General features: G+C 60.2%; 20 protein-coding genes and 2 pseudogenes. 5 read left to right on the plus strand and 17 right to left on the minus strand.

The annotated features are described in order from the left end of the window. Position 1: 1 nt before the first annotated feature. The gene (locus J4E42_RS03305; RefSeq protein WP_207284633.1) at positions 2–901 is read right to left on the minus strand and encodes a pirin family protein; all 900 of its coding nucleotides are present in this window, start codon (positions 899–901) and stop codon (positions 2–4) included. A 122-nt stretch (positions 902–1,023) separates the two neighbouring features. On the opposite strand from J4E42_RS03305, the gene J4E42_RS03310 reads away from it, so the two are divergent. Then, positions 1,024–1,935 (plus strand): LysR family transcriptional regulator, encoded by a 912-nt coding sequence (locus J4E42_RS03310; RefSeq protein ID WP_207284588.1) that lies wholly within the window; start codon positions 1,024–1,026, stop codon positions 1,933–1,935. Positions 1,936–1,977: 42 nt separating this feature from the next. Here the strand turns inward: J4E42_RS03310 and J4E42_RS03315 are convergent, their stop codons facing one another. The 3 genes from J4E42_RS03315 to J4E42_RS03325 form a co-directional block, all read right to left on the minus strand. Continuing rightward, entirely contained in the window at positions 1,978–2,235 is a 258-nt protein-coding gene (locus J4E42_RS03315; RefSeq protein WP_207284589.1) for an Atu4866 domain-containing protein, read from the minus strand. 15 nt (positions 2,236–2,250) lie between these two features. After that, the gene (locus J4E42_RS03320; protein ID WP_207284590.1) at positions 2,251–2,988 is read right to left on the minus strand and encodes an SDR family oxidoreductase; all 738 of its coding nucleotides are present in this window, start codon (positions 2,986–2,988) and stop codon (positions 2,251–2,253) included. 149 nt (positions 2,989–3,137) lie between these two features. Next, complete coding sequence (locus J4E42_RS03325) at positions 3,138–3,578, minus strand: DoxX family protein (protein WP_207284591.1); 441 nt, start codon at positions 3,576–3,578, stop codon at positions 3,138–3,140. A gap of 154 nt (positions 3,579–3,732) precedes the next feature. Between J4E42_RS03325 and J4E42_RS03330 the strand changes: the two genes are divergently transcribed. Further along, a complete protein-coding gene (locus J4E42_RS03330) occupies positions 3,733–4,635 on the plus strand; it encodes a helix-turn-helix domain-containing protein (RefSeq protein ID WP_207284592.1) in 903 nt (300 codons plus the stop codon). A gap of 45 nt (positions 4,636–4,680) precedes the next feature. Here J4E42_RS03330 and J4E42_RS03335 read toward each other — a convergent pair whose 3' ends face one another. Beyond that, positions 4,681–5,445, minus strand: coding sequence for an SDR family NAD(P)-dependent oxidoreductase (locus J4E42_RS03335; RefSeq protein WP_207284593.1), 765 nt, complete (start codon positions 5,443–5,445; stop codon positions 4,681–4,683). 278 nt (positions 5,446–5,723) lie between these two features. On the opposite strand from J4E42_RS03335, the gene J4E42_RS03340 reads away from it, so the two are divergent. From J4E42_RS03340 to chrA, 3 genes and pseudogenes are all read left to right on the plus strand, one after another. Continuing rightward, positions 5,724–6,641, plus strand: coding sequence for a LysR family transcriptional regulator (locus J4E42_RS03340; RefSeq protein ID WP_207284594.1), 918 nt, complete (start codon positions 5,724–5,726; stop codon positions 6,639–6,641). Between the two features lie 19 nt (positions 6,642–6,660). Continuing rightward, positions 6,661–6,795: pseudogene (locus tag J4E42_RS29390) on the plus strand (chromate resistance protein); the annotation flags it as partial. Beyond that, positions 6,788–8,146 carry a chromate efflux transporter gene (chrA, locus tag J4E42_RS03345; protein ID WP_207284595.1) on the plus strand — a complete coding sequence of 453 codons (1,359 nt, stop codon included), beginning with the start codon at positions 6,788–6,790 and terminating at the stop codon, positions 8,144–8,146. The pseudogene J4E42_RS29390 and the gene chrA, both read left to right, overlap by 8 nt. A 61-nt stretch (positions 8,147–8,207) precedes the next feature. Here chrA and J4E42_RS29640 read toward each other — a convergent pair whose 3' ends face one another. The 12 genes and pseudogenes from J4E42_RS29640 to iolE all read right to left on the minus strand — a co-directional run bounded on the left by J4E42_RS29640 (position 8,208) and on the right by iolE (position 22,873). After that, positions 8,208–8,963: a methyl-accepting chemotaxis protein gene (locus J4E42_RS29640; RefSeq protein ID WP_404943239.1), complete on the minus strand. Its 756-nt coding sequence runs from the start codon at positions 8,961–8,963 to the stop codon at positions 8,208–8,210. A 102-nt stretch (positions 8,964–9,065) separates the two neighbouring features. Then, positions 9,066–10,400 (minus strand): annotated as a pseudogene (locus tag J4E42_RS29645) (HAMP domain-containing protein); the annotation flags it as partial. 299 nt (positions 10,401–10,699) lie between these two features. After that, positions 10,700–11,722, minus strand: coding sequence for an ABC transporter permease (locus tag J4E42_RS03355; protein WP_008039101.1), 1,023 nt, complete (start codon positions 11,720–11,722; stop codon positions 10,700–10,702). A gap of 56 nt (positions 11,723–11,778) precedes the next feature. Further along, positions 11,779–13,344 (minus strand): sugar ABC transporter ATP-binding protein, encoded by a 1,566-nt coding sequence (locus J4E42_RS03360; RefSeq protein WP_008039108.1) that lies wholly within the window; start codon positions 13,342–13,344, stop codon positions 11,779–11,781. A 70-nt stretch (positions 13,345–13,414) separates the two neighbouring features. Beyond that, a complete protein-coding gene (locus tag J4E42_RS03365) occupies positions 13,415–14,341 on the minus strand; it encodes a sugar ABC transporter substrate-binding protein (protein WP_008039109.1) in 927 nt (308 codons plus the stop codon). Positions 14,342–14,497: 156 nt separating this feature from the next. After that, positions 14,498–15,550, minus strand: a complete 1,053-nt coding sequence (locus J4E42_RS03370) for a Gfo/Idh/MocA family protein (protein ID WP_192228358.1) — start codon at positions 15,548–15,550, stop codon at positions 14,498–14,500. Positions 15,551–15,682: 132 nt separating this feature from the next. Further along, positions 15,683–16,693, minus strand: coding sequence for a Gfo/Idh/MocA family protein (locus J4E42_RS03375; RefSeq protein WP_008039111.1), 1,011 nt, complete (start codon positions 16,691–16,693; stop codon positions 15,683–15,685). A gap of 32 nt (positions 16,694–16,725) precedes the next feature. Further along, a complete protein-coding gene (gene iolD / locus J4E42_RS03380; protein WP_207284597.1) occupies positions 16,726–18,657 on the minus strand; it encodes a 3D-(3,5/4)-trihydroxycyclohexane-1,2-dione acylhydrolase (decyclizing) in 1,932 nt (643 codons plus the stop codon). A gap of 136 nt (positions 18,658–18,793) precedes the next feature. Continuing rightward, the gene (locus tag J4E42_RS03385; protein WP_207284598.1) at positions 18,794–19,615 is read right to left on the minus strand and encodes a TIM barrel protein; all 822 of its coding nucleotides are present in this window, start codon (positions 19,613–19,615) and stop codon (positions 18,794–18,796) included. A gap of 25 nt (positions 19,616–19,640) precedes the next feature. After that, the gene (locus J4E42_RS03390) at positions 19,641–21,143 is read right to left on the minus strand and encodes a CoA-acylating methylmalonate-semialdehyde dehydrogenase (protein WP_008039116.1); all 1,503 of its coding nucleotides are present in this window, start codon (positions 21,141–21,143) and stop codon (positions 19,641–19,643) included. A gap of 30 nt (positions 21,144–21,173) precedes the next feature. Further along, positions 21,174–21,983 carry a 5-deoxy-glucuronate isomerase gene (iolB, locus tag J4E42_RS03395; RefSeq protein WP_207284599.1) on the minus strand — a complete coding sequence of 270 codons (810 nt, stop codon included), beginning with the start codon at positions 21,981–21,983 and terminating at the stop codon, positions 21,174–21,176. Further along, entirely contained in the window at positions 21,980–22,873 is an 894-nt protein-coding gene (gene iolE / locus J4E42_RS03400; RefSeq protein WP_207284600.1) for a myo-inosose-2 dehydratase, read from the minus strand. The genes iolB and iolE overlap by 4 nt, the downstream gene beginning before the upstream one ends. Positions 22,874–22,926 lie beyond the last annotated feature (53 nt).

Raw genomic sequence — 22,926 nt, forward strand, 5'->3', positions numbered from 1 at the left:
GTTACTTGAAAACGGGCACGCTGGCTGACCCGCTCGGCTTTTTCAGGTATTCACGCAGCCGTGCACCGATCTCGGCAATTTTTGCCTCCCCCGCCCGCAAGGCTTGCGGGTTGGTATGCACCGAGTAACTTCCCAGCGCGAGATCATAAGGATGTGGCTGCGCGGAGCCGATCACGAAGACCGTTTCCTTGTGCATGGCCTTGAGCGTAACGGTGCCGCTACCGGGTTCGAAAACGACCATTTCTCCCGCCATGACCACCTCCGGAGCGCAAAGCGATCCACGACTGACACTCAACCACAACGACTCATGACCCGTGGGCGGCACATAACTCCAGGATTCTCCGGCAGGTAGCGTGACCAGCAGGTAGTTCATTCCGGCGGGAGCGCGAACCGGGCTTTGGACACCCTGGTATGCACCTAGAATCACACGCGCCGGTCCCACTTCTGGCATCACGCCTGACTCCAGGTATTGGCTATCGACACTGGCGTTTTCCAGTGCCGGCGGGAGTGCAACCCACAGTTGAAAACCCTGAATGCGCTTCGATGTACCGACCGACATTTCCTTGCCATGCCAGACCCCGCCACCCGCGCGCATCCATTCGACACCGCCATAGTCAATCATCCCCGAACCCGAATCCGCCTCCTCAAAACGCAAATTCCCTTCGGTAATGACGGTGACCGTGGCGATGCCGGAATGCGGATGCATCTGCATGCCGTTGATGAACGAGCTCTCGCCTTCAAACAGGTCGAGGAACACAAAAGGCTTGAGCAGTTGGCCGAGGTCTGAGGGGCTCATCAACCGGACAATCGAGCCATGCCCATTGCCGGTGGTGCGGTAACGGATGGCCCGCTGGGTAACGGTTTCTTGTGTAGCGAACTGAGCTTGTTGCTTGAAAGACATCATGATGACTCGAAGTTGGAAGCCTTTCGGCCCGATGCTCCAGACAATAGGCCCGGAACGATTACTTGATAAGCCGGTACAATTGGATTGCACTCGTCCACCAGCATCAGGAATGACTCGCCATGCTCGACCTCAATGACATCGCCATGTTTGTGCAGGTAGTACGTTGCGGCAGCTTTGCAGAAGCCGCGCGACAGCTGGGCATGCCCCCCAATACCGTGAGTCGGCGCATCCAGCAGCTCGAAACGCAGCTCGGCACTCGGCTGATGCAGCGCTCCACTCGCAAGCTCACGCTCACCAGTGCCGGCCTTGGCTTTCATGAGCGTTGCGTGGGCGCCGTCGAGGGCCTGCTCGAAGCGGGACAGGCGTTGATGACGGGCAGTCACGAGCCCAGTGGTCGGGTGCGCGTGGCGGCCCCGGCCGACTTTTTCGACTTTTTTCAGATGCAATGGGTGACGGAGTTTCTGACCGCGCATCCGCGCGTGCGACTCGACTTCGTGCTCAGCGACGCGAAGGCCGACTTGATCGCCGAGCAGATCGACGTCGCCTTTCGCGGCGGCCCCTTGCGCGATTCAGGCTATGTCGGTCGTCAGATCCTTGACCCGCGCAGCGTCGGGATGGTCGCCAGCCCCGCCTACCTCGCGGCGCGGGGTTCACCCCGCACGCTGCATGACCTGGTAAACCACGATTGTGTGATCTCGGCGCATCCAGGCGGCCATGCCACTTGGCGCTTGGTCGGCCCGAACGGTGAGGAAGAAGTGCAAGTGAGCGGACGCTTCAGCGGCAATACCGCCCAGGCGTTGCGCAAGGCCGCCGTGGCGGGCCTCGGCATCGCGCTGCTGCCGCCGGTGATGGCCAAGCTTGAAGTGGAGGCCGGCGCACTGGTCCCGGTGTTGCCTCAATACCAGCCCAACGGTTACGGCCTGAACGTGCTGTATCCGAGCCGCCGACAGTTGCCGCTGGCGGTATCAGCGTTCATCGAGTTGGTCATCCAGAAGATGAATGCGGCCGACTCTTCGCCTGTGCATCAGTAACGGCACCCATTGCAGGCAACCCGTCACGGCGGTGCCAGGCCTCTACATCTCGCGATAAAGAATCATGCCCGCGTGGTACAGAATCCCGTCGCGGAAGTCGCCATCAGCCGTGAACCCGGTGTCATCGACGTACTCGATGTGGTCACCTTCCAGCCAATACCGCCCCTGGTAGGCACTCGCCTTCCGGCCCCGGGCTTCATCGTATCGGCCACCCGGCAAGAGCTCATGGCGGATGAGCCCGTCTGCCGTGACCCACATACCGACATATTTGTCCTGATCAGCGGATTTTTTTACCGTCATGTTCAACTCCTCCGTTCAGAACGCGCTGGCGGTCGGGCGGACAATCAGCTCGCTGACGTCCACATCGGCAGGCTGTTCGATGGCGTAAGCGATAGCGCGAGCGACGGCCATTGCCGGGATGGCGATCTTGCGGAACTCGCGCATCTCGGCACGCCCGCCTTCATCGGAAATGCTCTCGGCCAGCTCGGACTCGGTTACGCCGGGTGAAATCACCGTGACACGAATGTCCCCGCCGACCTCCTGACGCAATCCCTCAGATAGGGCGCGCACTGCAAACTTCGTCGCGCAGTAGACCGACGCCGTTGGGCTGACGGTGTAGGCGCCAATCGATGCAATGTTGATGAACTGGCCTGATTTCTGTTTTTGCATCAACGGCAAACCTGCAGCGATACCGTGCAAGACGCCGCGAATATTGACGTCGATCATCTGATCCCATTCCGAGACCTTCAGCGCCTCGAGTTTTGACAGCGGCATGACCCCGGCGTTATTGACGAATACGTCGACCCGGCCATGCAGGTTCAACGCAAAATCCACGAACGCTTGTACGTCGGTCAGACGGGTGACATCCAATGCCTGGAAGTGGGCACTTCCCCCGCTGGAATTGATCTGCGCGCAGAGTATTTCGAGGCGCTCCGTACGACGTGCCCCGAGCACGACATGTGCACCGCTACTGGCCAACAGGCGCGCTGTCGCCTCGCCTATTCCGCTGCTCGCGCCCGTAATCAGAACGACTTTTTTCGAGATATTCGACATGACCCTAATCCCTCACTTGAGTGGCTGGTGACGCGAGAGCGGTGTCTCGCTGCCAGTCCAGATTAGGGATAACGGTGGGCAGCCAGTTAGTCAGATCCTTCTGACAACTTGCCTGATCCTGTCGGGATAACGGGCTGCGACTTACCGGTTCAACGACGGCGAGCGTCGAGGCTGAAGCGACCGGCACCGAAAGCCACGACCTGCAACAGGCCACCGGCCATCGCGATGTTCTTGAAGAAGTGGATGAACTGGTTTTGATCGCCCAGTGCGTTATGGAAAGCCAGTGCGGTAAATACGCTGAACACGGCCAGTACAGCGGCAACGGTGCGAGTGCGGTAACCGGCGATCAGTGCCAGGCCACCACCGACTTCGACAATGATCGCCAACGCCAGCGCCAGTTCCGGAAGCGGAAGACCCACGGAGCTGATGTAGCCGACCATCATCGCGGGAGCGGCCAGTTTCGAAAAACCGGAGAGAATGAAGATTGCGCTGAGCAGTACGCGACCGATCAACGAAGCCGAGGCGTGGGTCACGTCGCGGCGGCTCTGTTCAGAGCCGGTGGAATGAGCGATGTTTGCAGAAGTAGTCATGAGGTATTTCCTTCAAAGTTTGTGCGACTCACCATGAATCGCTGCTGTGAAGAAATTTTGCGTCTTGCCCTCTCCTCTGAATAGCCGACTAATTTAGATCATTAGATTCGAATAAATAGGCAAGTAAATCCCCCCATCAACAGGAAGTTCAATCGTGCAAATCGTTGAGCGAACCTCTGCAACAGGCCTGGAATCGCACATTCGCGGTCAGCGCCTGGCCGCCTCCGAAGATGTTTTTTCCAACGATGTGCTGGTGCAGATCTTTACCCGGGAAAGGATTGAACAGAGCTTTGTCGTTCCCGCCGTGGCTGAACCGCTGATTGTCTGGGTGCTGTGCGGGAGCGCCACCATTGAAGAACGGGAGCCCGGCAAAGAGTGGCTGGCGAGTGAGGTGAAAAAGGGTGATTTTTTCCTGACCACCAGTGCTGTTCCCTACGAAATGCGCTGGCACGTGAACAGTGCGGAGCCCTTCGTGGTGATGCACATTTACCTCGGTCTGCCATTGCTTGAACGTGCAATCCAGGAAACCCACAAAGAGGTCACCGGTGCGATTTGCCTGCGGGAAATATCCGGCGGTCGAGATGAAGCGCTGTCAGTGCTGTTCGAACAATTCAGAGTTGAACTGACTGCCCAGGGAGAATCCAGCCCACTGCTGATGCAAGGCATCGCCCAGTGCATCGCCGTGCATCTGGCGCGCCGGTACCTTGATACGCAAGCGGACAACATCGTGCAGCGCAACGCCCTGCCGGCCTTCAAGCTCAAGCGTGTGCTGAACGCGATGGAGAGGTCATTGAGTGAGGCGTTTTGTCTGGGTGACCTGGCCGACGAAGCCGGCATGAGCGAGTACCACTTCAGCCGCCTGTTCAAACGCGCCACGGGGCTTTCACCCTCGCGCTACTTCATCAGGTTGAGAATGACCAAAGCCAGGCAACTGCTGATTGAAACCGACATGAGCATCATCGATGCCGGACTGGAAGTCGGGTACAGCAGCGCCAGCCATTTCTCTCAAGCGTTCAAACGGGAAGTCGGCGTCCTGCCCAGTCACTACCGCAAATGAAAAACGCGGCACGGCGTGCACCGTGCCGCAGGTACAACCGACCCATCAACTGCCCACGGGAATGCTCATGCCGCCATCGGCCATGACCACCGAGCCGACAATGAAACTGGCGCGCTCGGAGGCCAGGAATGCCACGATTTCGGCGATCTCCCCGGGCGAGGCGGCACGGCCAATGGGGGCGGATTTCCCGTGCTCTTGCAGGAAACCCGGGCCGTCTTCCATGAAGTGATTGAGCAGATTGGTGACCACGTCACCCACGCCAATCGCATTGACCCGGATTCCGTGTTCTATCGCCTCCAGCGCCTGGGTCCGGGTCAGCTGCGCCAGTGCCCCTTTCGACGCGGTGTAGGCCGCGATACCGGGGAAGGCAAAGTAAGAGGCATAGGAGGCAATATTGACGATAGCGCCTGACTTTTTCTTCATCATTTCTTTCGCCGCTTCGCGGGAATGGAGAAATGCGCCCGTCACGTTTGTCTCCATCTGCCAGCTCCAGTCCGCGCGGGTCATCTCGACCAGAGGTTTGTAGATGATCCGTCCCGCATTATTGACCAGTACATCAAGCTTGCCGAAGTGTTGAACGGCCAGTGCAACAGCCTGTTCAGCCGAGCCATCGACCGTGATATCCGCCACCAAAGGCACCAGCCCCGGGCGCTCAAGTGCATTCACTTCGGGGTTGATGTCTTCGGCTATGATCTTGGCGCCACGGGCATGAAACAACTCGACGATGGCACGGCCGATACCGCTGGCGGCGCCCGTCACAATCACGACTTTGCCGGCGATCTCGTTGGGGGTAGGAATGAAATCAGTCATCTTGTTTCTCCTGTTAAGAGCGCAGCTGAATAATTCCAGCCGCTGCGCATACGCCTGAACGTATGGGGGTGTCGCAATCGACGACTCAACTGTCGCCGATTGCGACCCGCCACTCTTTAGGAGCCTTGCTCACCCTGTCGGGGCTTTGCGCTTATCTGTCCGGCGTTTCAGGTTCCCTGAGGGTCGGGTTGAAAGCGCAAGCCGGGCAGGCGATCCATGCTGATGAAACGGTTAGCAATACCGGGATAATATTGACCATTACGTTCGAGGAAACACGCATGATTTCTGATCCCGGAACACCGACACTGGACCAACTGCGCGTGTTCCTGACGGTCGTTGAAGTTGGCAGTTTTGCAGCGGCTGCCAGAAAGCTGCATCGAGCCACTTCGGTCATCAGCTACTCGATTGCCAACCTGGAAATGCAGCTCGGCGTGTCGCTGTTCGACCGTCAGACGACACGCAAACCGCAGCTCACCGACGCCGGCCGCACCGTTCTGGCCGAAGCCCGGACCATCGCCAACGGCATTCACGGATTACGCGCCAAAGTGAAAGGGCTGCTTCAGGGGCTTGAAGCCGAAGTCCACGTGGTGCTCGATGTGATGCTTCCCCCGGAGCGCGTGGTCGACGCACTCAAATCCTTTCGCGAAGAATTTCCTACGGTTGCCCTGCACTTGCATATGGAAGCGCTCGGCGCCGTCACGGAACTGGTGATCAACCGTGGTGCAATCGTTGGCGTCAGTGGGCCGATGAATGAAGGCATCGACGGTATCGAAAGAATTGGCGTCGGCAGCGTTGAGTTGATTCCGGTGGCAGCCCCGAATCATCCACTGGCTTCAAACGGCTCGAATGTGCCGGGCGCCGGGCGAGAGTTCACGCAACTGGTGCTGTCCGATCGCTCGCTTCTGACCAAAGGCAAGGATTTCGCCGTGCTCAGTAACCGCACCTGGCGCCTGGCGGACCTGGGTGCCAAGCACATGCTGCTGCGTGAAGGCATCGGTTGGGGGAACATGCCGTTGCCGATGGTCCAGGAAGATCTGGAGAGCGGCCGGCTCGTGCAATTGAACATACCGGAATACAAAAGCGGCCAATATACCTTCGACGTCATCTACCGTACGGATCTGCCACCGGGCCCTGCGGCAAGGTGGTTGATCGACCGGTTCGTACAACAAGGCTCGGTGCTGGATAGCGCCGCTTGAGGACGATTTCGCCCTGCCTGCATCAGCTCTCGAACGGGTGCTGGCAGGGCTGCGTGAAACCATTTCCCATGACGACTACTTGCTCGCTGCGGCAAGCGCCATCTTCGACGGCCTGCTCGACGAATTTGTGAAAGAGGAACAACCCGATGAGTAAGGTTTCCACATTGGACGTTGACGAGAATCTGTCGAGGCCTCAGCCGGTCAGTTTGCGTGAGGCGTTCTGGTTCTGGCTAAAGCTCGGCTTCATCAGTTTCGGCGGGCCGGCAGGACAGATCTCGATCATGCACCAGGAGTTGGTAGAACGGCGGCGCTGGATTTCGGAACGGAGATTTTTGCATGCCCTCAACTACTGCATGTTGCTGCCCGGGCCTGAGGCTCAGCAGTTGGCGACCTACATTGGCTGGCTGATGCATCGGACATGGGGAGGAGTCATTGCGGGGGCACTGTTTGTGTTGCCCTCGCTGTTCATCCTGATTGCGTTGTCGTGGATGTACATCGCGTTCGGCGATATACCCGTGGTGGCCGGGCTCTTCTATGGGATAAAGCCCGCCGTGACGGCCATCGTGGTGCAAGCGGCACACAGGATCGGCTCTCGGGCACTGAAGAACAATTGGCTGTGGGCGATAGCGGCGGCGTCATTTACCGCGATCTTCGCATTCAACGTTCCATTCCCGCTGATCGTGCTGAGCGCCGCTTTGATCGGCTATGTCGGAGGGCGCCTGGCGCCCGAGAAGTTCAGGACCGGGGGCCATGGTTCCGCCAAAAAATCCTTCGGGCCAGCCTTGATCGATGACGACACCCCCACCCCTGAGCATGCCCGTTTTAACTGGCTGAAACTGGCGTCGCTCGCACTTATCGGCGCCACGCTCTGGGCATTGCCGATGGGCATCTTGACCCTCCTCTTCGGCTGGGAAGGCACCTTGACTCAAATGAGCTGGTTCTTTACCAAAGCCGCGTTGCTGACCTTTGGCGGTGCGTATGCCGTGCTTCCGTATGTCTACCAGGGCGCGGTCGGACACTATGGCTGGCTGACCCCGACACAAATGATCGACGGGCTGGCCCTGGGGGAAACCACACCGGGGCCGCTGATCATGGTCGTGGCCTTCGTCGGCTTTGTCGGCGCCTATGTCTCGCAAGTGTTCGGAGCCGATCAGGTGTTTCTGGCCGGGGCCGTGGCGGCCTCGCTGGTGACCTGGTTCACCTTCCTGCCCTCGTTCCTGTTCATCCTCGCGGGTGGCCCGCTGGTGGAGTCGACCCACAACGAACTCAAGTTCACGGCACCGCTTACCGCCATAACAGCCGCCGTGGTTGGAGTGATCCTCAATCTGGCGTGCTTCTTCGGCTATCACGTGCTTTGGCCAACAGGCTTCAGCGGCAACCTCGACTGGCCCTCCGCGCTGATCGCGATTGCGGCGGCGGTTGCCTTGTTCCGCTTCAAGCGGGGTGTCATTCAGGTGTTGATGGCCTGCGCGCTCGTCGGTTTGACCGTGCATCTGTTGCGTTAGCCTGGTGCAAGGAATGCGAGGGTGAATCGCATAAATGGCCTTCACCCACGCCCTGAACAGACTAAACCCGAAATTGCTGCATCAGCCCCTGCTGATGGTTGGCCAGGCGGTTCAGCGCCTGGCTCACCTGGGCCGATTCCTCGGCCTGCCCCGACAGGGATTCGGTGACATCGCGGATGGTCGCCACGTTGGTATTGATCTCTTCGGCCACGGCGCTCTGCTCCTCGGCGGCGCTGGCAATCTGCAGGTTCATGTCGGAGATGACCGATACCGATTCGCCGATTCGACGCAAGGCGGCGACCGCCTGTTCGACATGTACGACGCTGCCCTGTGCTTGCTGGTAGCTGCTGTTCATTGAACTGGCGACCTCGCGGGTCCCCTTCTGCAAACCTTCGATGACCTGACGGATTTCCTCCACCGAGTCCTGGGTCCGCTTGGCCAGGTTGCGCACCTCGTCGGCAACCACCGCAAAGCCACGTCCGGCTTCACCGGCACGCGCAGCTTCGATGGCGGCATTGAGGGCGAGCAAGTTGGTCTGCTCGGCGATGCTGCGGATCACCTCCAGCACCAATCCAATCTGTTCACTGTTGGCCGCCAGGCCTTCGACCTGCGCCATGGCACTGCTCATGTCGCGCGCCAGGGCATCGATGGCGCTGGTGGTGTGGCCAATGATGCCGAGGCCTTCGCGGGTGGCGAGGTCGGCACCACGCGCCGATTCAGCAGCCTGCGCCGCGCTGCGGGCGACATCCTGGGCGGTGGCGCTCATCTCGTTGGAGGCCGTGGCCACCTGGTCCACTTCGCGATATTGCTGCTGCATGCCGGAGCTGGTCTGGCTGGCGATCGCCGCAGACTGATCGGCGGTGCTGCGGGCGTCCTGCACCGAGCGTTTCACGTCGGCAATCACCGGTTGCAGCTTGTCGAGGAAGCGGTTGAACCAGCCGGCCAGTTCGCCCAGCTCGTCCTTGCGCGAGTAGTCGAGGCGACGGGTCAGGTCGCCTTCACCGCTGGCGATGTCCTTGAGCATGCTGGCGACCCCAAGAATCGGTCGGGTCACGCCGCGCGCGGTCAGCCACACCAGGAGCAGACCGGCGATGGCGGCGGCTATCCCGAGCAGCAGCTCCAGCCAGGTTCCCTGGGTGTTGCGCACGTCCAGATCGTTCTGCAAGGCCATGGCCGGCGCCAGCAGGGTCGTCATGGGCACGTCCAGCAACACGGCCCAGGGCTTGGCATCTGGAATGGGTTGCAGCGGTGCCAGCACCTGCAAATGGTCGTTCGTCTGCTGCTCATGCCCCAACCCCTGACGTTGCAAGTCCAGCAGCTCGGCCGCTTCGCCCGGGTAGGCCTTGGACAGGCTCTGGCCGAGCAGGCCGGCGTCCACACTGTGACCGGCCAGCAAGCCGGCCGGGCTGAGGATACTGATGGCGCCCTGCCCCTGATAAAGGCCCTGACTGCCCGCCGTCGCCAACTGCTGGAGATTGCTCAGGCTGATGTCCATGCCGACCACCGCGATCATGCGACCGTTCTCGATGACCGGAAAGGTCAAGGTGGTGATCAGCGTCTTCTGCCCCGAAGCGTCATCGAAGTAGGGATTCAACAAGCAGGGCTTAAGGCTTTGCTTGGGGCAGTTGAACCAGGTATTGAAAGGGCTGCCGTCGAGCATGGGCGTGGCGTCGCTGATCATGTCTTCGGTCACTGCCAGGGTGTTCAGGCTTGCACCGCGCTGCGCCCAGTAAGTGGCGAATCGGCCTTGTTCGTTACTGCCCGTTTCGGCACGGCCGGCAAAGGCGGAATCGTCACCGCCCAGCGCATCAGGTTCGAACACCAGGTAGAGGCTGAGCAGTTGCGGGTTGGCCTGCAACGCCTCTTTGATCTGCTGGTTGAGCGAATCACGCAGGGCCTGGCCGTCCAGATTCAGTTTCTGCGCCTGGCGCCGCTGGCGCATTACTTCGCGGGATAAGTTCAGGCCATCCTGGTAGGCCGACATGAAGTAACGTTGGATGGTCAACGCCTGAACCTTGCCCTCCCCTTGCATGCGTTCGCGGGCCGATGCTTCGAGCATCTGCGCACTGCTCGCCTTGACCAGCGTGGTCCCGGCCCCCATGCGGTAGAGCGAGATGCCGATGAGCATGGCAACGATAGCCACCAGACAGAAGCCGGTCAGCAAGGTGATCTTCCATTGGATGGAAAGTCGGTCAAGAGGCATTGAAGCAGTCCTTGTGCGGAGATACTGGTTGAGGTCCGACGATGCGCGCATTGACGGCGGAACCCGACGGCAACGTGGATCGGGTCAGCTCAGCAAGCAGTACTGGCCCCCTGACATCAATCATCAGCACTTTTCACGCCAAAGACATAAACTCCTTAAATTACAATTACTTAATAAAAAAAATGGAACCGCCTCGTCGCAGACAGAGGGCCCCTGTGTAAAATTTTGCGACAGACTATCTCTACTTGAATCACTACCTGACCGACCTCCAAATGCGCGGCTTGCGAGACAAGGCGGCAACGGACATGGCAGCGAGAGCCAGAGCCGGCCCCCGCTGCTGGCAGTCAATGTCAGCGCTTGAGTTTGCGCTTGTTGCGGTATTGGTCGATGACCACCGCGACCACGATGATCAAGCCCTTGATGATGTCCTGGATGTAGGCATCGACCCCGACGAAAGTGAAACCGCTGGCCATCACCCCAAGGATCAGTGCGCCGATGACCGTGCCGGTGATGCGCCCCACCCCGCCCGCCAGGCTGGTGCCGCCGATGACCGCTGCGGCAATCGCATCCAGTTCATAGGACATGCCCATCCCGGCCTGCCCGGTGGCGGCACGGGCCGAAGCCACCACGCCCGCCAGCCCCGCCAGCAACCCGGCGATGCTGTAGACGATGACCAGATGGCGTTTGACGTTAATACCCGACGTGCGCGCCGCCTGCATGTTGCCGCCGATGGCGTAGGTGTATTTGCCGTACTTGGTGTAGCGCAGCGCGATGTGGAAGATCACCGCCACCACCAGGAAAATGATCACCGGCATCGCACCGTGACCGATCGCCGTGTAGGAATCCGACAGCATGCTCACTGGCTGGCCTTCGGTGTAGTAACGCGCCAGGCCACGGGCCGAGACCATCATGCCCAGGGTAGCAATGAACGGCGGGATCCCGGTGATGGCAATGATGCTGCCGTTGATTGCCCCCGCCAACAGCCCGACGCCGAGCCCGACAATCACTGGAATCCACACCGGCAAGTCGGTCAGCGACGGGAATACCGCCCGAGTGAAATCCGAGGTCTGCGCCAGGCTGGCAGCGATCATCGCCGACAAGGCCAGCACCGAGCCCGACGACAGGTCGATGCCGGTGGTGATGATCACCTGGGTCACGCCAATCGCCAGCAGGCCAATGATCGACACTTGCAGGATCATCAACACCAACCGCTGGGAGTTCATCAGGAAGCTCTGGTCGCGCACGATCCAGCCGAACATTTCGAACACCAGGCCGATCCCGATCAGCACCAGGAAGATGCTCAGCTCGGTCGGAAAGCGCCGGCGACTCTTGGCCGGTGCCGCTGCCGGTTTGTTTTCCAGTATCGCGTTCATAGCCACTCACCTTTCTATTGCGTCATCGACGGCGGCCGTAGCCACCACCCGCATCATTAATGAACCGAGGACATGCCCGAGGCCAGTTGCATCACTCGTTCCTGAGTCGCTTCGCTGCGGTCGAGGGTGCCCATCAGTTCGCCCTCGTGCATGACCATCACCCGGTCGCTCATGCCGAGCACTTCCGGCAGTTCCGAGGAAATCATGATCACCGCCATGCCTTCGCCGGCGAGGTAGGAGATGAGTCGGTAAATCTCGGCCTTGGCGCCGACATCGATACCGCGGGTCGGCTCGTCGAGAATCAGGATTCGTGGGTTGGTCATCAGCCAGCGCGCCAACAAGGCCTTCTGCTGATTGCCGCCGGACAAGGTGTCGATGCACTGCTCCAGTGAAGGGGTTTTCACCCGCAGCTTCTTGCACATGTCTTCGCACAACACCCGCAAGGCTTTCTGCTGAATGAAGCCGTGGCCGGCGTAGTGCGGCAGCACCGCCATTTCCATGTTCTCCAGTACCGAAAGGCATGGGAACAGGCCGCTGAGCTTGCGATCCTCGGTCAACAGTGCGAAACCCTTCTCGATCGCCATGTGCGGATCGCTGATGCGCACCACTTCGCCATCGAGGCGAATCTCGCCACTGTCGCTCGGGGTAATGCCGAAAATCGCTTCGGCCACGTTGGTCCGTCCGGAGCCCATCAACCCGGCAATGCCAAGGATCTCCCCGGCATGCAGGTCGAAAGAGACGCCTTTGAAGATGCCATCCAGCTTGAGGTCGCGCACCGACAGCAACAGATCGCCAATCGGCTCGTCGCGCACCGGAAACAACTGGCTCAACTCACGACCGACCATCATCGAAATCAGGCTGTCGCTGTCCATGCTGTCGGCCCGCTGCAGGCCTATGTAGGCGCCATCGCGGAACACCGCCACTTCATCGGCGATAGCGAACACTTCGTTCATTTTGTGGGTGATATAGATGATGCCTTTGCCCTGGCTTTTCAGGTCGGCAATGATCGAAAACAGGTGGGCGACCTCCTTGTCGGTGATGGCCGAAGTCGGTTCGTCCATGATCAGGATATCGGAGTCATAGGACACGGCTTTGGCGATCTCGACCATCTGCCGCTCGGCGATGCTCAGGTTGCCGACCAGCTCTTCGGGGTCGAGGTTGATCCGCAGGCGCTCCAGCAATTTCGCCGTGCAGCGGTGCATTTCCCGGTGGTCGATCATGTGGAAGCCGTTGAGCTGCTCACGACCGATCCAGATGTTTTCGGCGATGCTCATGTGCGGCATCAGGTTGAGTTCCTGGTGGATCATTGCGATCCCGGCCTGCAGCGCCGCCAGCGGCGTTTCAAACACCACCGGCTTGCCCCGCAGGCGCAGTTCGCCGGCGTCTGGCTGGTAGATGCCGGCGATGATTTTCATCAGGGTAGACTTGCCGGCGCCATTTTCGCCCATGAGCGCCAGCACGGAACCGGGGCGCACCCGCAGCTGCACATCGGACAACGCCACCACACCGGGAAAACCCTTGCTGACGTTGACGATCTCCAGCAGGTACGGCTCATCGACAGGTGTTGCAGTGGGCTGGGCACCCTTCAAAGGGGTGCTCGAAGCAGTCGCTGAAGCGAACATGATCAGGTACTCCATCAGCAAGGTCGCGCTCGCCACCTTGCGTACTTATTGTTGTTATTGAACGGACGGACTATTTGAACTGGTCAACGTTTTGCGGCGTGATCAGGCGAAACGGCACCCAGACGGCCGACTCGACCGGCTCGTTTTTCGCCATTCTCACTGCAGTATCGATGGAGCCGTCGGCCTGCCCCTTGGCGTCCTGAAACACCGAAGCCGCCAGCGAGCCTTTCTTCACGGCATTCAAACCGTCCGGCGTACCATCGACACCCGCAATCAACACACTGCCTTTTTCGACGCCCGCCTGTTGCAGGGCCATCGCGGCGCCAATGGCCATTTCGTCGTTGTTGGAGACGATCGCGTCAAACTTGCGGCCCTGGGTCAGCCAGTCGTTGACCAGGGTCATGCCTTTATCCCGCAGCCAGATACCGCTCTGCTCTTGCTCGATCTTGATGTTCGGGTATTTGGCCAGTACTTCCTTGACGCCCTTGGTGCGATTGGTGGTGGAGTTGTTCGCGAGGTCGCCCAGCAAAATCACAATATCGCCCTTGCCGCCCATCTTGTCCGCCAGGTACTGCATTTGCATTTCACCGGCCTCCAGGTCGTTGGAAGCGACAGTCACCACACCTTTGGGCAGGTTCAGGTCATCGGGGCGGCGGTTGACGTAGACCAGCGGAATACCGGCCTTCACGGCGGCTTCAGTGATTTTTTTGGTTGCGGCCGTATCCACCGGGTTGACCACGATGGCATCGACTTTCTGGCTGATAAAGCTTTCGACCTGGCTCAGTTGCTTGACCACGTCGCTGCGGGCATCTTCGAATTGCAGCTGGACGCCGTCGGGGTAAGACTTGGCTTTCTTGTCCATGGATTCACGCAGGTAGGTCAGCCAGGTGTCATCGAACTGGGACATGCTGACGCCGATCTTCACATCGGCCAGCACAGCGCCGCTGGCGACCATCAGGGACAGGGCAAGTGAGGCAAAACGGATCTTGGTCTTCATGAAAAGTCTTTCTCCACATTCTTGTTGGTTTTATGGATGAGGCGTGACGATTTCAGTAAGCGGACAAGCAGGAAAAGTGTTGAAACATAACGCGAGGCAGCTCGCTGGAAATGACTTTATTGGAAAATATTTTCTATATCAACCAATTTTAGAATTTTATTCTGATTTTATTCCATGGCTTTCGAACGGGCTCAACTCCACCGCTTGATGGCGCTTGAAACTCAGCCGCGCGGCGTCTAGCACACGGGTGGTCGCCAGTGCATCACGGGCGTCCACAGGCAGTGGGCCACCGCTCTGCAACGCGGTTTGTAGCTGTAAATAGAACTGATTCCAACAGCCCCGCTCGGAGGGAACCCGTTCGCGCTCTTCGCCCTGCTCGAACCAGCCCCAGCGTCGGTGCTCCTCCACGCCCCAGCGTTCGCCTTCGGTTTTAGGCGAGAGCCCGGCAAGCGCCGACGCCTCCTGCCCGTCCAGACCATCGACGCTGTAACAGCCTTGTGTGCCGGTCACCCGAAAGCGCGGGCCGGGGGTGTTTTGCAGGCAACTGCCACCCAGGTGCGAGGTCACACCGCTGGCGTGAGTCAGGGACATAAAAAAGCCGTTATCGAACGTCTGGCCTTTCTCCAGGTAATCCAGTTCGGCATAAACCCGTGTCACCGGACCGAACAGCAACAACGCCTGATCCACCAGATGGCTGCCCAGATCCCGCAGGAAGCCGCCGCCACTGCCGTTGTTCACCGACTGCGGCGAGTAGCGCTCGATCCGCGACTCAAAACGGGTGACCTGGCCCAGCGCGCCGGACTCGATGAGTTTGCGTACGGTGAGGAAATCCGAATCCCAGCGCCGATTCTGATAGACGCTGAGCCGCACACCCTGGCGCTCGGCCATGGTAATCAGGGTTTGTGCCTGTTGCGCATCGGCAGCAAACGGCTTGTCGCTGACCACTGCCACGCCGTACTCAATGCCGTCGAGCACCAGTGCCGGGCGGCCCTTGAGTGGTGTCGACACCACCAACACATCGATTCCGGCTTCCACCAATTGGCCGATGCTGTCGAAGGCTGGCACGCCGGGATGCTCCGCGGCCAGCAATTGTCGGCGCTCGGGGGAGCGGGTAACCACGCCCACGAAGGTCGCCGTTGGCAAACTGCTGATCAGCGGAGCATGGAAAAACCGGCCGCCATGGCCGTAACCGACAAGTCCGATGCGCATACACGTATTTCCCCTGAAAGAACGCAAACCCTGTAGGAGGGAGCCTGCTCGCGATGACGGCGGTACATTCCACATTGATGTCGCCTGATACACCGCTATCGCGAGCAGGCTCGCTCCCACAGGGGATAATTGTTAGCCGTAGAAGCGGGGGCGATCAGGGAGTGCGACGTTGACGATCGCCCCGCTGTTTTGCGCTTCGATGCACGCATCGGCGGCGACAGCGGCAGCAAAGCCATCCCACGCCGAAGGCCCACCCACCTGCCCGGCCCTTACACCATCAATGAACGCCTGCAACTCGACGTCGTACGCCGCGATGAAGCGATCCTTCCAGTCCATCAGAATCGCGTTGGACAACTTCGCCCCGCTGCGCAATTGAACCTGGGACGGCTCCGGCAGTTTGGCGATGCCGGTCTCCCCCACCACTTCGCACTGGATGTCGTAGCCGTACTGGCAATTGACGAAAACTTCCACGTCGATGCGTGTGCCCTTGGCGGTTTCCAGCAGAACGATCTGCGGGTCTTTCAAATGCGCGAGGGCCTTGCTGCTCTTGCGCGGGAACACTACCTGCACCGAAACGTAATCGTCGTCGAGCAACCAGCGCAGCACGTCCAGCTCATGGATCAGCGTGTCGGTGATCGCCATGTCGGTCTTGTAGTTCTCGCCCACCGTGGGGTTACGGTGAGCGCAATGCAGCATCAACGGTTCGCCGATCTGGCCACTGTCGATCACTGATTTCAACGCGCGATACCCTTCATCGTACGGACGCATGAAACCGACCTGCACCAGCCGCTTGCCATGGGCCACTTCGGCCTCGACGATCTTGCGGCAGCCTTCGGCGGTGACCGCCAGCGGTTTCTCGCAGAACACCGGTTTGCCCGCGGCAATCGCTGCCAATACGAACTCTTCGTGGCTCGGCCCCCAGGAGGTGACGAGGATCGCTTCGACTTCCGGCGCCTTGATCAGCGCATGACCGTCGGGATAGACCTCGGCAGTCAGCTTCAGATCGGAAACGACCTTGGCCGCTTGCTGCAAATTGATGTCGGTGACCGCGACCACCTGACTGTTGAGCAAGGTCTGGCTGCAACGACGGATGTGGTCCTGGCCGATGGCCCCGGTGCCGATGACGCCAAGCTTCAAAGACATATAAACACTCCTGTTTGTTCGTTTCAGGGCAATCAGTACTGACGGGCCTTGGCCAGTCGTTCGTTCAGGGTCTTGGCCACCGCATCGGTGCGGGCGCTGGTGGAGACTTGCGCCACGCCGACCCGCCACCAGGACAGGTAGCCATGAATCATGGTTTTGGGCAGGACCTTGATATCGATCAGGGTCGACACGGTCTGCAAGCGCGCATCCGCCAACGCGGCGTGCAACTCTTCAACGGTGTTCACTTTGTAGGTCTTGCAGCCATAGGCCGCCGCGCTCATGGCGAAATCCACCGGCACGAAACCGCCGTCGAGCTTGCCGGTTTGCGGGTTGCGGTAACGGAATTCGGTAGCGAAGCTGTCCATGCCGTTGCCCATCTGCAGGTTGTTGATGCAACCGAAGGTCATGTTGTCGAGCAGCACCACGTTGATCTTGCGTCGCTCCTGAATCGAGGTCGCCAGTTCCGAGTGCAACATCATGTAGGAGCCATCGCCCACCAGCGCATAGACCTCGCGCTCAGGTTCGGCGAGTTTCACCCCCAATGCGGCGTTGATCTCATAGCCCATGCACGAATATCCGTATTCGACGTGATAGGTGTTCACGCCTTTGCTGCGCCAGCTGCGCTGCAAGTCACCCGGCAGGCTGCCGGCGGCGGCAACGATCACCGCGTCATCCGCGAGGGCTTCATTGAGCACGCCGAGCACGCGGCTCTGGGTCAGGCACGAGCCGGTCAACTCGATGAATTCGCGCAACACTGCCGGGTCCAGGTGATCGTTGATTTCCGGGGTGAAGTCCTGGGTCTGGTATTCGATCTGATAAAGGCGATCGACTTCCTCATCCAGCTGCGCCCTGGCTTGACGGGGTTGATCACCCCAACCGGAGCGGTAGTCGCCCAGCGCTTCGGCCAGCGCCTGCAAACCGGTCCGGGCGTCCGCCAGCAATTGCACGCCGTCGAGTTTCAGAGCATCGCACGGGCTGATATTGAGGTTGAGGAATTGCACTTCAGGGTGCTGAAACAAGGATTTCGACGCGGTAGTGAAGTCGCTGTAACGAGTGCCGATACCGATGATCAGATCTGCATCCCTGGCCAACAGGTTTGCCGCCAAACAGCCAGTCTCACCGATGCCGCCGACGTTCAGGGCATGGCTGGAGACCACCGCGCTTTTGCCGGCCTGGGTTTCGGCAAAGGGAATATCGAAGCGCTCGGCAAAGGCCTGTAACGCCGCGTTGGCGCCAGAGTATTTAACTCCGCCGCCGCAGATGATCAGCGGTTTGCGCTTGCCTTTGAACAACGCCACGGCATCGTCGAGCATCGCTTCGGTCGCCGGACGGCGCTCGATGCGGTGCACGCGTTTTTGCAGGAAGTAATCGGGGTAGTCGTAAGCCTCGGCTTGCACGTCTTGCGGCAAGGCCAGGGTTACGGCACCGGTTTCGGCGGGATCGGTGAGCACGCGCATGGCGTGAATTGCGGCGGTCATCAGTTGCTCGGGACGGTTGATGCGATCCCAGTATTTGCTCACGGCCTTGAACGCGTCGTTGGTGCTGATGCTCAGGTCGTGGAACTGCTCGATCTGTTGCAGCACCGGGTCTGGCTGGCGGCAGGCGTAGACATCACCCGGCAACAACAGCAATGGGATGCGGTTGGCTGTCGCGGTGGCGGCAGCGGTCAGCATGTTCGCCGCGCCTGGCCCCACCGACGAAGTACAGGCGTAGATCTTGCGTCGCAGATGCTGCTTGGCGAACCCGATGGCGGCGTGGGCCATGCCTTGTTCGTTGCGGCCCTGATGGACGATCAGGTCGCCGCTGTCCTGCTCCAGGGCTTGCCCCAGACCCAGCACGTTGCCGTGGCCGAAGATGGTAAATATCCCGGCGACGAATTTGCTCTGAACCCCATCGACCTCGATGTACTGGTTATCGAGGAATTTCACCAGGGCCTGGGCCATGGTCAGTCTTGTAGTGGTCATATCTGATCCTTCAATACACGAAGAAACCCTTGTGGGAGCGAGCCTGCTCGCGAAAGCGTTGTGTCAGGCGACATCAATATTGATTGTGCCGCCGCTTCGCGAGCAGGCTCGCTCCCACATTTGAACCGCGTTGGCCTCAGCCCAGGGATTTTTGCAGGTGATCCATGCTCGCGCCGATCGCCTGCTCGATATCCACCAGCCCATGCACGCTGTCGGCAAACGGTTCGAACGACAGGTAGCCGCTGTAGCCGCTGCCGAGCAAGGTCTCGATCTGCACCGCGTTGCCGAGAATGTCGCCCTCGCCCACCAGCACCCGATGGCCATCGCGGATGGTCGCCAACGGCGCTTCGGTATCCTCGACGCCGGAGATGTGCACCAGCCCGGTCAACTCAGGGAAAAACTCCTGTTCACCGGCCAGGTGATGATGAAAGGTGTCGTGCACCAGACGGAACACATCCAGTCCGCCGATGGCCTTGATCGCATCGACCGCCGTGCGTTTGCGCCGCAACGAACATTCTTCGAAGCCCAGCGGTTCGATGAAACCGAGGATGCCGTGATCGCGCAGGATCGGCGCCAGCTGACTCAACGCCGTGCGCAGGCCCGAAGCGCGCTCGGCCTCGCTGCGCGGATCGGCCCGGTCGTTCAACGGGCACATGACCAACCCCTGCGCGCCGCAATCACGTGCGTAAGCGGCGAGTTTCAACGCCTGCGCACGGCGCTCGTCATTCCACACATCAAACGGATACAACGCGTTGATCGACAGCACGGTGACGCCTTGGGCCGCACACAATTCCCGGACGTGCCCGGGCGCGGTCCCGTCCTCGATCTCGATGCCCTTGAGGTCGTTGCGGATCTCAATGGCGTCGGCCTTGAGGGTCACCGCCAACTCGATGAACGCAGGCAGGGACAAGCGTGGGGCGACCATACGGTTCAAGGCGAAACGCAGCGGCTTGCTCATTATTGTTGTTCTCCGCACAGGTGAATTATTTAGCCGTCGGCATGCTGAATTCCGGGCCCTTGGCGATGCTGTCGGGCCAGCGCTGCATCACGCTTTTATAGCGGCTGTAGAAGCGGATGCCTTCTTCGCCGTAGGCATGGTGGTCGCCGAACAGCGAGCGCTTCCAGCCGCCGAACGAATGCCAGGCCATGGGTACCGGAATCGGCACGTTGATGCCGACCATGCCGACCTTGATGCTGCGCGCAAAGGCACGGGCAATCCCGCCATCGCTGGTAAAACACGACACGCCGTTGCCGAACTCATGTGCGTTGATCAGGGCCACGGCACTGGCGAAATCCGGCACGCGAACGATGCCCAGCACCGGCCCGAAAATTTCCTGCTGGTAGATGCTCATCCCGGTCGTGACGTTGTCGAACAGCGTCGCGCCGACAAAGAAGCCATTCTCGGCACCCGGCACCTTGAAGTTGCGCCCGTCAACGATCAGTTGCGCGCCCTGGGCCACGCCCTGATCGATGAAGCCTTCAACCTTGGCCTTGTGTTCGGCGGTCACCAATGGCCCCATGTCGGTATCACCCTGCAGGCCATTGCCGACTTTCAACTGATCGATACGCGGCAACAATTTGGCAATCAGTCGGTCACCGACATCACCGACTGCCACGGCAATCGAAATCGCCATGCAGCGCTCACCGGCCGAACCATAAGCGGCGCCGATCAGGGCATCCGCCGCTTGATCCAGATCCGCATCGGGCATGACGATCATGTGGTTCTTCGCCCCGCCCAGCGCCTGTACACGCTTGCCACGCGAGGTCGCCTGCTGGTGGATGTACTCGGCGATCGGCGTTGAACCGACAAACGAAATCGCTTCGATGTCCGGGTGTTGCAGCAAGGCGTCGACCGCCGTCTTGTCCCCCTGGACCACGTTGAACACACCGTCCGGCAAGCCGGCTTCGGTCAGCAGGCGAGCCATCAGCAAACTGGCGGACGGATCGCGCTCGGACGGCTTGAGGATGAAGCAGTTACCGGTGACCAGCGCCAGCGGAATCATCCACAGCGGCACCATCACCGGGAAGTTGAACGGCGTAACCCCGGCGCAAACACCGAGCGGCTGACGCAGGTTCCAGTTGTCGATGCCGCCGCCGATGTTGTCGCTGAACTCGGTTTTCAGCAGGTTCGGCGCACCGCAGGCGTATTCGACGATTTCGATGCCGCGGGTGACTTCACCCTTGGCGTCGGAGAAGACCTTGCCGTGTTCGCGGCTGATGATTTCCGCCAGCTCATCGTGATGGCGGTCGAGCAGTTCCTTGAACTTGAACATCACCCGCGAGCGTCGCAGGGACGATTGCTCGGACCAGGCCGGGAAGGCTTTCAGGGCCGAGGCGACAGCCTGGTCCACGGTCTTCTGGCTGGCCAACCCGACCCGCGCCTGAACGCTGCCGGTGGCCGGGTTGAAGACGTTGCTGAACCTTTCACTGCCGCTGTCTTGCACCTGACCATCGATGTAATGACCTACAACCTGGGCGTCGCTCATTGTGCTTGTTCTCCGTGCAGAGGTTGGAATTCAGAGATCCAGCAGCCAGCTGTGCTGCGGATCGTTATGGAATTGCCAGACGCGTTTCGGGCCCGCCATCACGTTCAGGTAATACGACTCGTAGCCGTACGGCACACTGACCGGGTGATAACCCTTGGGCACGACCACAAGGTCGTTGTTTTCCACGGCCATGGCCTGATCGATGCTGCGATCGTCGGTGTAGACCCGTTGGAACACGAAGCCCTGGGGCGGGTTGATCTGGTGGTAATAGGTTTCTTCGAGAAAGCTCTGGTGCGGCAGATCGTCGGTGTCGTGCTTGTGCGGCGGGTAGCTCGACGAGTGCCCCGAAGGCGTGCGCACTTCCACCACCAGCAGCGAATGGGCCGGCTCGGTGTCCGGCAGGATGTCGCAGACGTAGCGGGTATTGGCGCCCTTGCCGCGCACGCTGCGTTTCATGGTCTCGGGTTTGATCAGCCGTGGGCCGAGGTTCTCGGTTGGTGCACCGGGCGCCGCGCAAACGGCGATCTGCACATCACTCAACGCGACAATCCGGGCCTGACTGCCGGGCGGCAAGTACGCGGCGAACGGGGATTTGTCTTCAAACACCGACTGACGATCCCCAAGGTTGTCCCAGTCGAACACGCCCTGCCCCGGCGTTTCACCCTTGATGCCGACCCGGCCGCTGAGCAGCACCAGGCACAGTTCCTTGTCACCGGCAGAGACCGGCAGGGTTTCGCCGAGGCTCAAGCGGTAAGCGGCGAAACCGACGTATTCAAGTTCACCTTTGCCCAACTCGACCATGGTCCCGCCACGGGCATTGCTTTTGACCAGCAGGCTCATCGTGCTGTCCTCTCGTCGAGCAGCGCACGCAAGGTGTCGAAGCCTTTTTTGGCATAGACGTAGCTCGGGGCCACCGCCGGGTCCTGCTCGGCCTCGACCACCAGCCAGCCCTGGTAATCGGCCGTCAGCAGCACGTCGAGCAGTTCGGCGAAGTCGATGTCGCCATCTCCCGGCACGGTGAAGGTGCCGTTGATGATGCAGTCCGGGAAGCTCCATAGATTGTTGCGCGCCAACTGCACTACCGGTTTGCGCACGTCCTTGAAATGCACGTGGCAAATGCGTGAGATGTGTTTGCGCAGCACCTGCAAGGGTTCACCGCCCCCCATGTAGCAATGACCCGAATCGAACAGCAGGCCAACTTCACTGCCGGTCAACGCCATCAGGGTGTCGATGTCCGACGGGGATTCGACGTAGGCGCCCATATGGTGGTGATACGCCAGGCGTACACCCTGCGACAGGGTGAAGCGCGCCAGCTCGGTCAGTTTGTCAGCGTATTCCTGCCACGCCTGTTCGGTGTGAAAACGCGGGCGTTCGACCAGAGGAATACGTTGCCCTTGAATGGAATCGGCGACTTCTCCGTAAACCAGCACCTTGGCGCCGTTCTTCGCCAGCAGCTCGACATGGCTGGCAATGGCGTCGATTTCCTCGGCCACGGAGCGGCGTGCCAGGCGACTGGAATACCAGCCGGACACCAGCGCCAGGTCATACGGGCGCAGTACATCGCCAACGCCTTTGGCGTCCTTGGGGAATTTGCCGTTGAGTTCGAAGCCTTCGTAGCCGATCTCCTTGCCTTCGCCGAGGGCGGTGCTCAGCGGCGTCTCGCCACCGAGGGACGGCAGGTCGTCGTTGCTCCAGGAGATCGGGTTGATGCCAATTCGGATAGCGGGCATGGCTGCACCTTTTATTGTTTTCTGAATTTCCGTTGAATCTGAGGCCGCCTTCG

The sequence above is a fragment of the Pseudomonas sp. FW300-N2A2 genome (genome assembly GCF_017351735.1).
GTDB lineage: Bacteria > Pseudomonadota > Gammaproteobacteria > Pseudomonadales > Pseudomonadaceae > Aquipseudomonas > Aquipseudomonas migulae.

Coding starts and splice junctions, on each gene's coding strand:
- J4E42_RS03305 (WP_207284633.1), bottom strand. CDS start 901: ATGTCTTTCAAGCAACAAGCTCAGTTCGCTACACAAGAAACCGTTACC.
- J4E42_RS03310 (WP_207284588.1), top strand. CDS start 1,024: ATGCTCGACCTCAATGACATCGCCATGTTTGTGCAGGTAGTACGTTGC.
- J4E42_RS03315 (WP_207284589.1), bottom strand. CDS start 2,235: ATGACGGTAAAAAAATCCGCTGATCAGGACAAATATGTCGGTATGTGG.
- J4E42_RS03320 (WP_207284590.1), bottom strand. CDS start 2,988: ATGTCGAATATCTCGAAAAAAGTCGTTCTGATTACGGGCGCGAGCAGC.
- J4E42_RS03325 (WP_207284591.1), bottom strand. CDS start 3,578: ATGACTACTTCTGCAAACATCGCTCATTCCACCGGCTCTGAACAGAGC.
- J4E42_RS03335 (WP_207284593.1), bottom strand. CDS start 5,445: ATGACTGATTTCATTCCTACCCCCAACGAGATCGCCGGCAAAGTCGTG.
- J4E42_RS03340 (WP_207284594.1), top strand. CDS start 5,724: ATGATTTCTGATCCCGGAACACCGACACTGGACCAACTGCGCGTGTTC.
- chrA (WP_207284595.1), top strand. CDS start 6,788: ATGAGTAAGGTTTCCACATTGGACGTTGACGAGAATCTGTCGAGGCCT.
- J4E42_RS29640 (WP_404943239.1), bottom strand. CDS start 8,963: ATGCAGCAGCAATATCGCGAAGTGGACCAGGTGGCCACGGCCTCCAAC.
- J4E42_RS03355 (WP_008039101.1), bottom strand. CDS start 11,722: ATGAACGCGATACTGGAAAACAAACCGGCAGCGGCACCGGCCAAGAGT.
- J4E42_RS03360 (WP_008039108.1), bottom strand. CDS start 13,344: ATGTTCGCTTCAGCGACTGCTTCGAGCACCCCTTTGAAGGGTGCCCAG.
- J4E42_RS03365 (WP_008039109.1), bottom strand. CDS start 14,341: ATGAAGACCAAGATCCGTTTTGCCTCACTTGCCCTGTCCCTGATGGTC.
- J4E42_RS03370 (WP_192228358.1), bottom strand. CDS start 15,550: ATGCGCATCGGACTTGTCGGTTACGGCCATGGCGGCCGGTTTTTCCAT.
- J4E42_RS03375 (WP_008039111.1), bottom strand. CDS start 16,693: ATGTCTTTGAAGCTTGGCGTCATCGGCACCGGGGCCATCGGCCAGGAC.
- iolD (WP_207284597.1), bottom strand. CDS start 18,657: ATGACCACTACAAGACTGACCATGGCCCAGGCCCTGGTGAAATTCCTC.
- J4E42_RS03385 (WP_207284598.1), bottom strand. CDS start 19,615: ATGAGCAAGCCGCTGCGTTTCGCCTTGAACCGTATGGTCGCCCCACGC.
- J4E42_RS03390 (WP_008039116.1), bottom strand. CDS start 21,143: ATGAGCGACGCCCAGGTTGTAGGTCATTACATCGATGGTCAGGTGCAA.
- iolB (WP_207284599.1), bottom strand. CDS start 21,983: ATGAGCCTGCTGGTCAAAAGCAATGCCCGTGGCGGGACCATGGTCGAG.
- iolE (WP_207284600.1), bottom strand. CDS start 22,873: ATGCCCGCTATCCGAATTGGCATCAACCCGATCTCCTGGAGCAACGAC.